Raw genomic sequence first — 15,021 nt, 5'->3', positions numbered from 1 at the left:
TGCACCGATGGAAAGCTTCTGGGGGATACTTAAAACCGAGCTGGTGCATCATAGAAGATTCAAAACACGACAACAAGCCATTCAGGAGATTACCGAATATATAGAAATATTCTATAACCGGCAGAGAAAACAAAAAAGGCTGGGCTATTTGTCACCAGCACAATTTACGCAGCAATACTATGCAAATCTAATCGCTGCTTAAACACATGGACTCCATTTTTGACAGCACATATCACTGGTGCAATATTTTGCGCCCGCCTCGGTGGTCACCGACATCAGGGGTGACACGATCTACGTACACGGCGAGACCGGTAAATATCTACGTCCGGCGCCGGGTCAGGCGAGTCTCAACGTTATTGAAATGGCGCGTGTGGGACTGGAGATGGAACTGCGTTCCGCCATTCACGCAGCAGCCAGTGAGGGGAAGCCTACATTAAACCGGGAAATACAGGTCAACGCAAATGGAGATTACTTGACAGTCAACTTAAGCGTCCGGCCACTTCCTGATCCGGATGGCAGTCGTAGTCTGCTGTTGGTGAGCTTTCAGGACATCGTCAACCCACAACACGCGAAGCCGAGGCGTAAACGTGCTTCCAAGCAGGTCGAACTGGGACGTATTGAAGAACTGGAACGTGATTTGGCACACCTGAAAGAAAGCTATCAGGCCACCGTCGAGGAGCAGCAGGCTACTAATGAGGAGCTTAAGTCTACTAACGAAGAAATGCAATCCACCAACGAGGAACTTCAGTCAACCAATGAAGAATTGGAGACTTCCAAAGAGGAGTTGCAATCGGTCAATGAAGAGCTAATCACGGTCAATTCAGAGCTGCAGGTAAGAATTAAACAGCTATCCAGCATGCAGAACGACATGAAAAACCTGTTGGATAACATCAATATCGATATCATCTTTCTGGATCGGCATCTAATAATCCGTAGTTTCACTCGCGATGCAATACGCATCTACCGCCTGGTTGCATCGGACGTAGGCCGACCGCTAAATGACATCAAGCCTCTTTATACAGGGACAGGGGGATGATCTGCTGGTCGCCGCTCAGAACGTGCTTGATTCACTGATTCCTTACGAACGTGAGATACAGACCAACGACGATACCTGGATGCTGGCACGCATTCAGCCCTACTGTACGCTGGATATTAAGATTGACGGTGTGGTTCTGACTTTTACCGACATCACTTCACGCATCAAGACCCAAGCCGATCTTTGCATTTACGCTATCGCTTTTGAATCACAGGAAGGCATTTTCATTACCGATGCCAGCGGTGTGATTTTGAAAGTAAACCAAGCTTTCACCAAGATCACCGGTTACAGCGCAGAAGAAGCCATTGGTCAAACCCCGCGCCTACTTAAGTCAGGGAGCCAGGATGCAACCTTTTATGCCGCTTTGTGGGAGAGCCTCATTAGCACAGGAGTCTGGCATGGTGAAATCTATAACCAATGCAAAAATGGCGAAGTATTTCCACATTTGCTCACCATCACTGCAGTGAAAGGGGACAATGGTGTGCCATTTCATTATGTCGCCTCATTAGTCGACATTACCCAACAAAAGGAAGCGTCAGAGCAGATCGAACAGCTGGCATTCTACGATCCCTTGACCCATTTACCTAATCGGCGCCTGCTGAAAGATAGATTGCATCAGGCGTTGGCTTCCAGTGCTCGCAAGAAGCAACAAGGTGCGTTGCTTTTTATTGATTTGGATAACTTCAAAACATTGAATGATACGCTAGGACATGATATTGGCGACCTGTTGCTGCAGCAGGTCGCGCAGCGGCTATTGAGCAGCGTGCGCGAAGAAGATACAGTTGGTCGGCTAGGGGGAGATGAGTTCGTGGTGATGCTAGAAGATCTGAGCGAGAATCCTGAAGAAGCAGCCGTTCATGCTGAGATTGCCGGTAAAAATATACTGGTCACCCTGAATAAACCCTATCTGCTTGCTGGGCGCGATTATCGCTGCACATCAAGCATCGGTGCTACCCTGTTTTACGATCACACGATGACAGAAGATGATTTGTTGAAACATGTAGATATCGCCATGTATCAGGCCAAGCATTTGGGGCGCAATACTCTGTGTTTTTTTGATCAGGCGATGCATTCAGTGTTAACTGAGCGTGCTGCTCTGGAGGCCAATTTGCGCCTTGCTTTGGAGAAAAATCAATTTAGGCTTTATTACCAAATGCAGACCACTCATGGCAATCAAATTGTCGGTGCCGAGATGCTAATACGCTGGCAACATCCAGAGCATGGGCTAATTTTGCCTATAGATTTTATTCTGCTGGCCGAAGAAACCGGATTGATTTTGCCCATCGGTCAATGGGAGTTGGAAATGGCCTGTGCTCAACTCAAGACCTGGGAAAAGCATCCACAGACCCAGCAGTTGCAGTTGGCTGTCAATGTCAGTGCACGACAACTTCATCAGGCTGATTTTGTCGGTCAAATTAAGACTATACTGAAAAAATATGCGATCGAACCCAATCGCCTCAAACTGGAACTCACAGAGGGCATTGTGCTCAATGATATTACCGGCACCATTGCCAAAATGCAGGCGCTCAAGTCCATCGGCGTGCGTTTATCTTTGGATGACTTTGGCACCGGATTTTCATCGCTTTCCTACCTGACGCAACTGCCATTAGACCAACTTAAAATCGACCAGAGCTTCGTCCGCAACATCAATGTAAAGCACTCTGACGCTTTGATTGTACAAACCATCATCGGCATGGCCAGTAATCTAGGCTTGGAAGTCATTGCAGAGGGTGTGGAAACAGAAGTACAACGTGCCTTCCTGGAAAAGCATGGTTGCTGTCTTTACCAAGGTTACCTGTTTAGCATGCCGGTGCCTCTCGAAGCATTTGAACAGTTGTTGCGGTAGTGCCAATAGCAATCTACAGTGACAGTTCAAGGGTTTTGTCGCAACTATTCGTAAAGTGCAAAGCTACACTTATCTGCGGGCACAATTATCCTGCTAAAACCATAAACTGCTTATAAGCGGATATAAATATCAGAAAGCTGGTGTGATGTTGTCTGAACTGGTATCTGCGAATAATCGGCAAGCCGATCTCTTCAATCGGGTATCAACAAATACCAAATCGGATGACTTAATGAATCTCATAGACCAGATCAATACCTGCATAGGCAGAAGCACACTCAAACTGGCATCCGAGGGATTCAGGCAACCATGGAAGATGGGACAACGAAACAGAAGTCCTCGCTACACTACGAAATGGGATGAGCTGGTTTGTGTTACGCAATGATATGAGCTAATACAAATAATGATTAATGGTAGAATAGCTACGAATTATTGTTTCAGAGATCCCGCCATTTGAGTTATAGATACCCTTCGGTAGCTGCCGTCTCATAAAACCAGATCTTATTATCCGCCTTGCAATTACTTATCGGTTCAGTGAATGTATCAGCGGCCTTTTCAAATCCTCTCCGATTCCCATCATCCAGGAAGTTCAATTTTCCCATGCCAATAGAAGTCAAAGAAAAACCCAGGATTGCTGTCATAGCGGCGGTTCAGCTGCCGAGTGTGAGCGATATCGAGTTTGAGGCATCGCTGGCCGAGTTGCGTGAACTCGCCAAGACATTGGGTTATAAGGTCGTCCGCACATTTGTACAAAAACGCTATAGCTTCGACACGACAGCTTACCTGGGTGCTGGCAAGCGGGAGGAAATTCGCCGCTTCGTTAACCATGAAACCGGATCCGCCGAATTCGAGGAAACACCTCCTCACCCTGATAGCCAGGACATCAGCACTCTCTTGGTCGATCACGAGATCTCACCCTCGCAGGCGCGTAACCTCGAAAATGAAGTCGGCTGCGAAGTAATGGATCGCACGATGGTGATTCTTGAAATTTTTCACCGCAATGCCCGTTCTCGCGCTGCACGCGCTCAGGTGGAAATTGCGCGCCTCGGTTACCTGGCGCCGCGTCTACGCGAAGCGGCAAAGCTTGCAGGGCCGCAAGGACGGCAACGCAGTGGCACCGGCGGCCGTGGCGCTGGCGAATCGCACACCGAATTGGATCGGCGCAAGATCCGCGATCGTATCGCCGAACTACAACAAGAGATTGTCACGATGGATGCCGAGCGCAAGATACAACGTGCACGACGACAAGAACGTCAGGGACTCGCCAGCGTGGCTCTGGTCGGCTATACCAACGCCGGCAAATCCACTTTGATGCGGGCGCTTACGGGAAGCGAGGTACTGGTTGCAAATAAACTCTTCGCCACGCTGGATACCACAGTACGGGTACTCCATCCAGAGAGCGTGCCACGCATACTGGTCAGCGACACAGTCGGTTTCATCAAGAACCTGCCGCACGGGCTCGTCGCCTCGTTCAAGTCAACGCTTGACGAAGCGCTTGATGCATCCTTGCTGCTCCACGTCATTGACGCCAGCGATCCTGGGTTTGAGCGCCAGCTCGAGGTCACTCAACAGGTGCTTGAGGAAATCGGCGCGAATGTCGTGCCACGCATTCGCGTATTCAACAAAATCGACCACGTTGGTGATACCGCGACGCAGATCGAATGTGAAACAGTCTTGCGGACACAATATCCGGATTGTATGGTAATGAGTGCACGTCGCCCCGATGATGTCGCGCGACTGCGCCAGAAGATCGTCGAGTTTTTCCAGCAGAATCTGATTGAAGCTGAATTTTTTCTTGCTTGGTCGGGGCAGGAACTACGTGGAGCCATCTATACAAACTGCCAGGTGCTGGAGGAACGTGCAGATAATGAAGGCGCTTACTTCCGCGTTCTCGGCGAGCCCGATACCATCGAAAGCTTGCGCGAGCAATTCAGTTTATTGGCACGATGAACCAGCATCAATAAGTTTGCTCCGCGCGCCCTGCACCTATCTCAGCGGCAAGACCACGGGAAATTGCGAGTTAAATTATTTCTCTTTCTCAGAGCGTAATATACCTCGCTTACTATATAACGTTTAAGACAACGAAGTGCTTCAAGTTTAGTGTGACCCTGAGTTGTCAGTTTTTCAATGGCCTGCTAGAGTCTGTTCACGTCACCCCATTCCGGGCCAATAATGACTATCAGGTAGCGGTCGCTTGCCGAATATCGCCTGCCCAACTCGTACTACGGTCGCGCCTTCTTCAATCGCTAATTCATAATCTCCCGACATGCCCATCGATAGCTCGTCAAATGACAATCCGGCCGGTGCTTCCTGTCGTAGCATGGCTTGGATTTCGCGCATTTTGACGAAACACTCGCGCACCCTGTCATGATCCGAAGAAAAAACCGCCAACGTCATCAGTCCTTTGATACGTAATGACGAATATCTGGGCAGTTGTTGAACGAAGTCATGCACGCCTTCAGGAGGAAGGCCGAATTTGCTGGCCTCGCCGGAACTGTTGACTTGCACATAAACATCAATCGATCGCCCCTCATTTTGCAGCCGTTTGTCGAGCTCTTCAGCAACTTTAAGACTATCGAGTGCTTGGAATTCATTAGCAAAGCGGGCCAAATACTTGGCTTTATTGGTTTGCAAGTGACCGATGACCGCCCATTTGATGTTTAAGTCGCTCAGTACCTCGGATTTCTCGCGCGCTTCCTGAATTTTATTTTCGCCCATTTCATGGCAACCTGCGGCGTAGGCGATGCGCAGCCTTTCAGCAGGCACGGTTTTGGTAACCGGCAGCAGCCGCACGCTAGCAGGATCACGCCCCGCTTTTTTGCAAGCATCGACAATGCGTTTCTTGACGGTTGCGAGATTGTTCTGGATGTCGTTGAATTGCTGCTCTGCGTTGAGTTCCACGGACTGCTCCTGTCGTTCGAGAAGTTAACTTTTTCGGGATGCTTGGTGAAAAACCATTTTCCATTGGTTTTTCTGGTACTGCCAAATTGAAGTTCTGATGGATCCTGTGTAATCGGTGCTCGGTTGATCCGGTTTGTGCAACGAATAAATCGCCAGCACTACATCGTTAGTTAATGCATTAATACGAAAATCTTTGAAGGCCCATTGAATGTGTTTATCCTTGTGCAACAACCAGTCAATCACGTCATCCCTGGTATGAGTTTCTCCGTTACTATCAATTTCTTCAAAATTCTCCGCCAGCAATTCGTCGATCAAGCCAGGATGCGCCATCAGATCACTTTGCAGTAATTTAAGTTCCAACTGTTGAATTTGTTTAGCAATCAGCTCCATACACGATGCAACTACTTAACCCGCATGCCCAGTTGTGCGCCGGAATCGGGGGACAAAATGAATAATTCTCCCGGGTTGCCGCCGCCTGCAGCCAACACCATGCCTTCCGACAAACCGAATTTCATTTGCCGCGGCGCGAGATTGGCGACCATCACGGTCAGACGCCCTTTGAGTTGCTCGGGATCGTAAGCAGATTTGATACCAGCAAAAACCATGCGTTGTTCGCTGCCGATATCAAGCGTAAGCTTCAACAATTTTTCTGCCCCTGGCACATGCTCAGCATTGACAATCTTGGCGATGCGCAAATCAATTTTACTGAAGTCGTCGATGGAAATGGTCTCGCCGATCGGCACAATCGCATGTTGCTGCTTCTCTGCGTGCCTTACGGGTGCATCTTGCGTTGCAGGCGCCAAGTTCTGGGTATTGACAGCAGTTAACGCCTCGATTTGCTTGCTGTCGATGCGTGTCATCAAATGCTGGTAAATATTGATGTTATGTCCCGCGGGCAGCAATAAATCGGAAACCGTTTGATCGTCGTTCAGTTGCGGCCAGGTTAGAGGCGCACAGTTAAGAAAGGCCTCTATTTGTTGCACAGTAACTGGCAGAATCGGCTTCAGATAGCGCGATAGCAAGTAAAACAATTGAATGCCAAGGCTGCAGGTGCGTTGCAAATCATCAGTGCGATCGGGGTTTTTGGCGATTTCCCACGGCGCTAATTCATGAATTATTTCGTTAGCTTCGTCAGCAAATTTCATGATTTGACGGATGGCGGCAGAAAATTCACGCGCTTCAAATGCCTGTTCAATGACGGCTGGCCTCCAGGTAGCAAAACGCTCATTCACCATCTTTTGCAAAACATGATATTGCGCACCATCGACCAACCTGCCAGCAAAGCGTTTGCTGATAAAACCCGCGCAACGACTGGCAATGTTAATAAACTTGCCAACCAAATCAGAATTCACGCGCGCGACAAAATCTTCCAGATTCAAGTCGATGTCTTCCAATGTGCTATTCAGTTTGGCTGCGTAGTAATAACGCAACCATTCGGGATTCAGTCCTTGCTTCAAATAACTTTCCGCAGTGATGAAGGTGCCGCGCGACTTGCTCATTTTTTCGCCATTCACAGTCAGAAAACCATGCGCGAAAATCTTCGTCGGCGTACGGTATCCGGCATTTTTCAGCATCGCAGGCCAGAATAAAGCATGGAAATACAAAATATCCTTACCGATGAAGTGATACAGTTCTGTATCAGATTGTGGTTGCCAAAATTCGTCAAAAGAAATATTTTCTCGCTCACATAAATTCTTAAAGCTACCCATGTAACCGACTGGCGCATCAAGCCAGACATAAAAATATTTACCAGGAGCATCGGGAATTTCAAAACCGAAATAAGGTGCATCGCGCGAAATATCCCAATCGGAAAGCTTGTTTTCTCCCGCTTCGCCGACCCATTCGCGCATTTTATTAGCGGCTTCGGGCTGTAAATGATCGCCTTCACAAGCCCAATGTCGTAAAAAATCAACGCAACGCGAATCGGATAAGTTAAAGAAATAATGTTCGGAGGATTTGCTGATCGGCTTTGCACCGGATACTGCGGAATAAGGATTTTTAAGCTCGGTTGGTGTATACGCTGCGCCGCATACTTCGCACGAATCGCCGTATTGGTCTTTGGCGCTGCATTTCGGGCATTCGCCTTTGACAAATCGATCCGGCAGGAACATATTTTTCACTGGATCGTAGAGTTGTTCAATACCGCGCACAGTAATTAAACCAGCGGTTTCTAGTTTGGCGTAGATGTCTTCGGAAAAATGCCGGGTTTCCGCTGAGTGCGTGCTGTAATAGTTGTCAAATTGAATGTGAAATCCGTTAAAATCTCCCAAATGTTCTGAATGAACGCGCGCGATTAAAGCTTCCGGCGTAATGCCTTCTTTTTCTGCGCGCAGCATGATCGGCGTACCATGCGTGTCATCGGCGCAAACATAGTAAACCGTATGTCCGCGCATTTTCTGAAATCGCACCCAGATATCGGTTTGAATATATTCCACTAGATGACCTAAATGGATACTGCCATTGGCGTATGGAAGTGCAGAAGTAACCAGAATTTTTCGCTTGCTCATTCGCTATTCGCAGCTCAGATTGAATAAACGCCAATTGTAACAAACTGTGTGTCCATTCCCGATATTTGTTACCATCCCTTTATTAAATTGTTAACTGTCAGCCGACAGTATTAAGGAGTTTTGTAGTGACTATTTCTGAACAACAGATACTAGAGGTTCTTTCGCAGTGCATTGATCCAACCACGGGCAAGGATTACATTTCCGCAAAAACGCTGCATTCGATTGCGATTGATCAAAACAATGTCGCGATTGACATCGAATTGGGTTATCCCGCCAATAGCATTAAAAATACAGTACAAAGTCAGATCACTGAAGCTTTGCAAGCAATACTCGGAATTGGAAATATCCAGGTAACGATCACCAGCAAAATTATTCCGCATGGTGTGCAACGCGGTGTCAAACTAATTCCCGGCGTTAAAAATATCATCGCAGTCGCATCCGGCAAGGGTGGTGTCGGAAAGTCGGCGACAGCAGTCAATCTGGCACTGGCATTAGCAGCGGAAGGTGCATCCGTAGGCATTCTGGATGCAGATATCTATGGGCCGTCACAACCTCAAATGCTAGGCATAACCGGGCATCCGGAATCGTTTGATGGCAAAACCATGGAACCCATGCAGGCGCACGGGATTCAGGCGATATCGATCGGCTTGCTGATTGACGTCGAGACTCCGATGGTTTGGCGCGGCCCGATGGTAACACAAGCTTTACAGCAATTATTGAACGACACCAACTGGAAAGACCTGGATTATTTAGTTGTTGATTTACCGCCGGGTACTGGCGACATTCAATTGACGCTGGCGCAAAAAATACCGGTAACTGGCGCAGTGATTGTCACTACGCCGCAGGATATCGCCTTACTGGATGCTCGCAAGGGTCTAAAAATGTTTGAGAAAGTGGGCATCCCAATTTTGGGTATTGTCGAAAATATGAGCACGCATACCTGTTCGCAGTGCGGACACAACGAACCGATTTTCGGCACCGGCGGTGGTAAGAAAATGTGTCAGGATTACAATGTGGAATTTCTCGGCGCTTTGCCACTCGATATTAAAATCCGCGAACACACGGATACAGGAAAGCCCAGCGTCGTTGCCGAACCGGATGGAAAAATAGCCGGAATCTACCGGTTGATTGCACGGCGAGTTGCCGTTAAGGTTGCCGAATGCGCCGAAGATCATTCGGAATTGTTTACCAAGATCATCATGGAAAATGACTAGGAACACTTAAAACATGACGATTAAATCAGACAAATGGATACGCCGCATGGCGCTGGAATACGGCATGATTGAGCCATTTGAACCCGATCAGATTCGCCAAAAGGATAATCAACGTATTGTTTCCTATGGCACATCAAGTTATGGATACGATATCCGCTGTTCGGATGAATTTAAATTATTCACCAATATCAACTCAACGATTGTCGATCCGAAGAATTTCGACTCCAATTCATTTGTTGATGTCAAAAATGATGTATGCATCATTCCACCCAATTCCTTTGCATTGGCGCGCACCGTCGAATATTTCCGTATCCCACGCAATGTATTAACCATTTGCCTGGGTAAATCAACCTATGCTCGCTGCGGCATCATTGTCAACGTCACCCCTTTTGAACCGGAGTGGGAAGGCTATGTCACATTGGAATTCTCCAACACAACGCCACTCCCGGCGAAGATCTATGCCAATGAAGGTGTTGCACAAGTAATATTTTTTGAGTCGGATGAAATTTGTGAAACCTCATACAAAGATCGAGGCGGCAAATATCAAGGTCAACATGGCGTGACGCTGCCGAAAATATAAGGTTGTATTCTTTTAATCAGCGTGGAAGCGCTTTGATCTGACACGAGAAAGTTTAATTAACATTGATCCAACTGTTCTTCGTTATATTGATACTCATTTTTCTTTCCACAGCTTTTCCAGTGGAAGCACAAAATCGTATTTCCTTGCCGCGAACAGGATTGGAACCCAATGATATCGCTGTCATCATTAATGAAAATGATCCCTTATCCCGACAAATAGGCAATTACTATCTGCAAGCTCGACAAATACCTGAAACTAACATCGTTAAGCTACGCTTCTCATCTGAGCGCAGTGTTATGACACCAAAGGAATTCGAGCAACTAAAAGCAACTATTGACCAGCTTACTCCTGAGCATGTGCAGGCATTTGCTGTCGCATGGACTACTCCGTACCGGGTTGGTTGTATGTCGCTAACATCCGCCCTGGCCTTTGGTTTCGACAAAAAATACTGCGCCAAGCCCTGTGAATCAACCGCTCCCAGCCCCTATTTCAATTCATCCAGCGTTTATCCATATAATGATTACAAGCTGCGTCCTGCAATGATGTTAGCCGGAGATTCCTTTGAACACATCAAGGCATTGATTGACCGTGGCATACGTTCGGATTATAGCTTTCCTAAAGGTCAGGCCTATTTAATGAATACATCCGATAAAGCACGCAACAGTCGTGCAACTAGCTTTACACAAGCTGCAAACAAATTAGCCGGCATATTTCCTATGCAAATACTAGCAAGCGATTACATTTCTGAACGCAAAGATGTGCTTTTCTATTTTACTGGCCTGAAAGAAGTGCCTATGCTCGAAACACTGCACTTTCTTCCGGGTGCTCTAGCAGATCATTTAACGTCGACAGGTGGTAGGTTGACTGATTCTCTGCAAATGAGCAGTTTGCGCTGGTTGGAGGCCGGCGCTACAGCAAGTTATGGAACTGTTGTTGAACCTTGTAGTTTTTCACAAAAATTTCCATCTCCCGAGATTGCCATGTTTCAGTACACATTAGGTGCTTCTGCGCTTGAGGCTTATTGGAAAAGTGTTGCTTGGCCGGGTCAGGGCATATTCATCGGTGAGCCATTAGCCAGGCCCTTCGCTCCACATTTGAAGGAAGTAAGTCCGGGGCAATTTGTACTGAAATTGTTTTCGCCACGTATCGGGCGATTGAAAATCGAGCAGTCATTTTTTGCGGCTGGACCTTTTAGTCCGTTTATGCGACAAAAAACCATTCGCCGCGGAGAAAATATTTTTCACTTCAAATTTAGTGATAAAACAGATGGTTATTTAAATATACAATGGCATTGATAAATCATCAGAAAACCAAAAAGTTTATCTAAACTTTTTTATAAAACAACCGTCTAACGCGGTAGTAATTTTATTTAATACAAGACATTGTTTCTAATAGTTTATCCTTTACAATTAAAAAATATTTTAATATGAAAAAAATACTTGATTTGCCTGCAATGCAGACTATAATGCGTGCATTTTATTCATCAGTAAACTTATCGCCGAGGAGGTCATCATGAGAAGTATAAAGAACTTTATTGCTCCAGCTGATTTAGTCAATGTTCATATTCCTGAAACGTAGCGTTATTTAAAGAAGGAGCACTCGCATGCCTAAACTCTCATCCTCACTTCAGAAATACGATCAATCTGAAGTTCTATTCGACACCCACCCTGAAGTTAGTCTAAATTTTGAACACGTTCAAGATGCCTTGAAAAAAGGATATCAACGGCCTTTTTTACTGGTGGACAGCGACATTATCCGACATAAGTCTCGACGTTTCATCGCTGCCATGCCCCGAGTTCACCCGCATTATGCTGTCAAAGCAAATCCAGATGAACGTGTACTCAAAACTCTAATTGAGGAAGGCGTTGGATTTGAAATCGCTTCTATTGCCGAACTTGATCTGCTTCTCAAATTAGGCGTATCGGCTGCTGAAATATTTTACAGCAATCCTATGAAATCAAGAGCTTACATAGAATATGCTGCTATCAAAGGAGTTGAATGGTATGTGCTCGATAGCGTTGAGGAGTTGCGAAAAATAGTTAGTATCAAGCCAGATGCTAAAATGTACTTGCGTATCGATACACCGAATATTGGTAGCGACTGGCCATTGGCTGGGAAATTTGGCACACACCTTGCCGATATTAATGAAATCATTCAAGAGGCTGTGAGACTCAAAGCAGATTTGGCTGGTGTTACCTTTCATGTCGGCTCTCAATGCCGTAACCCGCAAAATTGGCGCGTTGGTATCGAAAGGGCGAAAAAAGTCTTTGCAGAAATGCGACGCGTCGGCTTGAACCCTCGATTGCTGAATGTCGGTGGAGGTTATCCAGTTCGGCATGTTAAACCGATTCCTTCAATCGAAATCATCGCTGAAGTCATTAATGAAGCCATTGCGGATTTACCCGAAAGCATCCGTGTTATGGCAGAACCAGGCCGTTATTTAGTCTCTGATTCGGCTTATTTTGTATGTCGCGTCGTGGGTACTGCATCGCGTAACGGAAAACGCTGGATGTACTGGGATGCAGGCATGTTTGGCGGCGTCATAGAAATGACTGAAGGCTTACGCTATGAAATCCTAACAGACCGAAAAGGAAATAACATTCCATGGTCAATTGCAGGCCCAACTTGTGATTCAGTCGATATTCTGATGCATGAATTGATGCTGCCAAACGATATACAGGAAGGAGATTTCATTTATATACCGAATGCGGGTGCTTACACCACCGCATACGCAAGTAATTTCAATGGATTTCCTTTACCTGATGTGAAAGTAATTTAAGCGATTACAGCTATTCACACGTACGACGAAAATCTTCATAAATGGTGAGATGGCATTTGATGTCCATTTCACCATTCGCATTTATACGTTTAGTTTCTATAAGAATCGATGATGCACCCTGTCAGCTTTCTGGGTCCTAATTTATTTACGATCGAGAATGACGAAATGATACTCGATATGCGCACCATTCTTGGAAATATGCTTATGCCGCTGTATTTCTTCCCAATCACTGCGATCAAATTCCGGAAAGAATACATCACCCTCAAAATTACTCTGTATTTCAGTGACATACATTCTCTGACAAATATCAAGCGTTTGTCGGTATAGTTTCTCACCACCGATAATAAAGCTTTCACGATTGAATGCGCTGCTTTCTTCGCATATCAATAAGGCATCTTGAAGAGAATTCACTACAGTCGCTCCGGGTACTTCATAACCCAATTGTCGAGTAATAATAATATTTTCTCGCCCAGGTAATGGGCGACCAATTGATTCATAAGTTTTTCTTCCCATGACAATGGTTTGCCCCATCGTCAGAAGCTTAAAATGCTTGAGATCAGCCGGCAAATGCCAGGGTAACTGATTACTCTTGCCAATGACTCGATTCTTAGCCATGGCAACCAAGATAGACAGACGCGTTGAAATCATACGGCTACAGGCGCTTTTATTGCGGGATGGGGATCATAGTTCTCCAAAACAAAATCCTCAAATTCAAAATCATAGATTTTTTGTATCTCCGGATTTAACCTCATAACGGGTAATGGTCGTGGCTCACGCGACAACTGTTCACGCGCTTGTTCCAAATGATTTAGATAAATATGTGCATCGCCTAACGTATGGACGAAATCTCCTAGCTCGAGATGACAAACTTGCGCAATCATCATTGTTAGTAATGCGTACGAAGCAATATTAAATGGCACCCCCAGGAAAATATCCGCGCTTCGCTGATAAAGCTGACACGACAGTCGATTATCTGCCACATAGAATTGAAAAAGGGCATGGCACGGAGGCAATCGCATTTCGTGCAATTCACCTACATTCCATGAGGAAACCAGCATACGCCGTGAATCAGGTGTATTTCCAATCTGTTCGATTACTTGTTGAAGCTGATCAATTTGGCGTCCATCTGCGCGTGTCCAGGAACGCCATTGATGACCGTAAATAGGTCCCAAGTCACCATTTACATCAGCCCACTCATCCCAAATAGAAACACCGTGTTCATGTAGATAGCGTATATTGGTATCGCCCTGAATAAACCATAGCAATTCGTGAACAATTGACTTTAAATGACACTTCTTGGTTGTTATTAATGGGAAACCATTATTTAGATCAAAACGCATTTGATGACCAAAAACTGATAATGTACCAATGCCCGTTCGATCTGATTTTCGAAAACCATGATCAATAACATGTTGCATTAATTCGAGATATTGACGCATTCTTATTTGAAACTCCCTATTCAGATTTTTTTAATCCATCCGCAACGGGCTATCCCAGCCACAGCGTACATAACACGTATATAATAGCAGCATTATCTGCAATCACTCTTTTTGCAATGACTCTCGATATCGTTACACAAAAAATAATATTTGACAGGAAAGCTCTCAATGCTGGCATCTCTTTTCCAGAATACATCACCTATTGATCAATCAATTAAAACACCTCACATTCTCGTAGTACTTCCCAAGCTAGACAAATTACCCAAGAAATACAGTATTCCCGGTGAAGAGTCTCTGGACAAACTATTATTGCGTCGAAATATGCAATTAACAGATCTTGACGAAACGCCTGTGTGCGCAAATCTCCCGAATGGTGAATTATGTGCTTGGGTTATGCTTGATACTAGCAAATCTATTTTCGAGCAACAAACCAGTTTACGCAAGACAATAAAGTTGCTGCTTTTAGAAAATCCAGCTGAAATACATATTGCTGTTTATGGCACGTTGCAACAAAAAAGAAACTTTGCTGAACTGGCTGTTTACACAGTTTGGATCAATGGCGCTGTACTACCGGTACGCAAAAACAAACCAATTCGGAGACCGCTGGCTAAGATGTTTCTATATGGCCACCACGATGCCAATAACTTTTCCTTGCAACGTGCATTAGCGGAAGGGAATCTATTAGCAAGAGGACTCACTGCCCTTCCTGCAAACGAATTAAT

At 45.8% G+C, this 15,021-nt stretch carries 14 protein-coding genes and 1 pseudogene; 10 read left to right on the top strand and 5 right to left on the bottom strand.

Annotated elements, in window-relative coordinates:
• The 5 genes from Q0C11_RS12360 to hflX all read left to right on the top strand — a co-directional run.
• A partial coding sequence (locus Q0C11_RS12360; RefSeq protein ID WP_293008419.1) for an IS3 family transposase occupies positions 1-202 on the top strand: 202 nt, incomplete at its 5' end.
• Positions 203-361: 159 nt separating this feature from the next.
• Positions 362-1,036: a PAS domain-containing protein gene (locus Q0C11_RS12355; protein ID WP_293008417.1), complete on the top strand. Its 675-nt coding sequence runs from the start codon at positions 362-364 to the stop codon at positions 1,034-1,036.
• A complete protein-coding gene (locus Q0C11_RS12350) occupies positions 999-2,882 on the top strand; it encodes an EAL domain-containing protein (protein ID WP_293008415.1) in 1,884 nt (627 codons plus the stop codon). The genes Q0C11_RS12355 and Q0C11_RS12350 overlap by 38 nt, the downstream gene beginning before the upstream one ends.
• 145 nt (positions 2,883-3,027) lie before the next feature.
• Positions 3,028-3,264 carry a DUF4113 domain-containing protein gene (locus Q0C11_RS14725; protein WP_367273759.1) on the top strand — a complete coding sequence of 79 codons (237 nt, stop codon included), beginning with the start codon at positions 3,028-3,030 and terminating at the stop codon, positions 3,262-3,264.
• 215 nt (positions 3,265-3,479) lie between these two features.
• Complete coding sequence (gene hflX, locus Q0C11_RS12340; RefSeq protein ID WP_293008413.1) at positions 3,480-4,829, top strand: GTPase HflX; 1,350 nt, start codon at positions 3,480-3,482, stop codon at positions 4,827-4,829.
• Positions 4,830-5,030: 201 nt separating this feature from the next.
• Here the strand turns inward: hflX and Q0C11_RS12335 are convergent, their stop codons facing one another.
• Genes Q0C11_RS12335 through metG form a run of 3 tightly spaced genes read right to left on the bottom strand, consistent with a single transcriptional unit; the run spans position 5,031 to position 8,287 of the window.
• Positions 5,031-5,780 carry a YggS family pyridoxal phosphate-dependent enzyme gene (locus tag Q0C11_RS12335; protein WP_293008410.1) on the bottom strand — a complete coding sequence of 250 codons (750 nt, stop codon included), beginning with the start codon at positions 5,778-5,780 and terminating at the stop codon, positions 5,031-5,033.
• A gap of 24 nt (positions 5,781-5,804) precedes the next feature.
• Complete coding sequence (locus Q0C11_RS12330; protein WP_293008408.1) at positions 5,805-6,170, bottom strand: DUF4440 domain-containing protein; 366 nt, start codon at positions 6,168-6,170, stop codon at positions 5,805-5,807.
• Between the two features lie 11 nt (positions 6,171-6,181).
• Positions 6,182-8,287 (bottom strand): methionine--tRNA ligase, encoded by a 2,106-nt coding sequence (gene metG / locus Q0C11_RS12325; RefSeq protein ID WP_293008406.1) that lies wholly within the window; start codon positions 8,285-8,287, stop codon positions 6,182-6,184.
• Between the two features lie 125 nt (positions 8,288-8,412).
• Between metG and apbC the strand changes: the two genes are divergently transcribed.
• The 4 genes from apbC to Q0C11_RS12305 all read left to right on the top strand — a co-directional run bounded on the left by apbC (position 8,413) and on the right by Q0C11_RS12305 (position 12,860).
• Entirely contained in the window at positions 8,413-9,501 is a 1,089-nt protein-coding gene (gene apbC / locus Q0C11_RS12320; protein WP_293008404.1) for an iron-sulfur cluster carrier protein ApbC, read from the top strand.
• A 13-nt stretch (positions 9,502-9,514) separates the two neighbouring features.
• Positions 9,515-10,081 (top strand): dCTP deaminase, encoded by a 567-nt coding sequence (gene dcd, locus Q0C11_RS12315; RefSeq protein ID WP_293008402.1) that lies wholly within the window; start codon positions 9,515-9,517, stop codon positions 10,079-10,081.
• A gap of 119 nt (positions 10,082-10,200) precedes the next feature.
• Positions 10,201-11,376, top strand: a complete 1,176-nt coding sequence (locus tag Q0C11_RS12310; protein ID WP_293008400.1) for a TIGR03790 family protein — start codon at positions 10,201-10,203, stop codon at positions 11,374-11,376.
• 308 nt (positions 11,377-11,684) lie between these two features.
• Positions 11,685-12,860, top strand: a complete 1,176-nt coding sequence (locus tag Q0C11_RS12305) for a type III PLP-dependent enzyme (RefSeq protein ID WP_293008398.1) — start codon at positions 11,685-11,687, stop codon at positions 12,858-12,860.
• Between the two features lie 141 nt (positions 12,861-13,001).
• On the opposite strand, the gene Q0C11_RS12300 is transcribed toward Q0C11_RS12305, so the two are convergent.
• Positions 13,002-13,508, bottom strand: a complete 507-nt coding sequence (locus Q0C11_RS12300; RefSeq protein WP_293008396.1) for a dihydrofolate reductase — start codon at positions 13,506-13,508, stop codon at positions 13,002-13,004.
• Positions 13,505-14,299 carry a thymidylate synthase gene (locus Q0C11_RS12295; protein ID WP_293008394.1) on the bottom strand — a complete coding sequence of 265 codons (795 nt, stop codon included), beginning with the start codon at positions 14,297-14,299 and terminating at the stop codon, positions 13,505-13,507. The genes Q0C11_RS12300 and Q0C11_RS12295 overlap by 4 nt, the downstream gene beginning before the upstream one ends.
• A 168-nt stretch (positions 14,300-14,467) precedes the next feature.
• Here Q0C11_RS12295 and Q0C11_RS12290 point away from each other — a divergent pair.
• Positions 14,468-15,021, top strand: a pseudogene (locus Q0C11_RS12290) (leucyl aminopeptidase family protein); the annotation flags it as partial.

Source organism: Nitrosomonas sp. (assembly GCF_022842015.1).
Lineage (GTDB): Bacteria > Pseudomonadota > Gammaproteobacteria > Burkholderiales > Nitrosomonadaceae > Nitrosomonas.
Note: the sequence above shows the minus strand (reverse complement) of the source record. Positions and strands in the feature narration are given on the sequence as shown.